This window comes from Oleiphilus sp. HI0123 (genome assembly GCF_001635315.1).
Genome location: NZ_LWGE01000006.1, coordinates 1 through 561 on the forward strand (window position 1 = coordinate 1; position 561 = coordinate 561).

Here is a 561-nt window from a genome sequence, read left to right on the forward strand (position 1 = left end):
ATACCGGTTAGTTATCTATCTTTTGAATAAATAAACTACTGTCAATTGAGTTCATAAAAAAGATGAGTGCTAGGACTGACCAGTTTTATCGGAAATCATATTTAGTAATTTCACACCAGCCATCTCAAAACTATCGACAATTTCATTGGTCTTAGTCTGTAGCACTGCATGGCAAAGCAATAGAGGAATAGCAGCCATCAAACCAAAAGCAGTTGTATTCATTGCAACGGAGATGCTTTGAGAAAGAAGAGAAGCTTTTTCTGCTGGATCGGCATTGGCTACTGCAGTGAACGCAGCAATCAAACCAATGATAGTACCCAGCAAACCAAGCAAGGTAGATACGTTAGCTAATGTCGCTAAATACTGTGTACGCTTTTCAAGGCGAGGAAGTGTTTCCATCAAGCCTTCTTCCATAGCGAACTCAATTTCATCCCGGTTAGCATTGTTTAATAAACGACTTAAACCCGCACCCATAATTGCTGCAATAGCAGCCTGTGAGTCGTTAGCAAACTTTAGCGCTTTTGGGTAATCGCGCTTTCTAAGAATCGGTAACAGCCCCTT

1 protein-coding gene is annotated in these 561 nt (G+C 40.8%); it reads right to left on the reverse strand.

All coding sequences use genetic code 11. The features are described from left to right. Positions 1–69: 69 nt before the first annotated feature. A partial coding sequence (locus tag A3761_RS00120; protein ID WP_068749603.1) for a MotA/TolQ/ExbB proton channel family protein occupies positions 70–561 on the reverse strand: 492 nt, incomplete at its 5' end.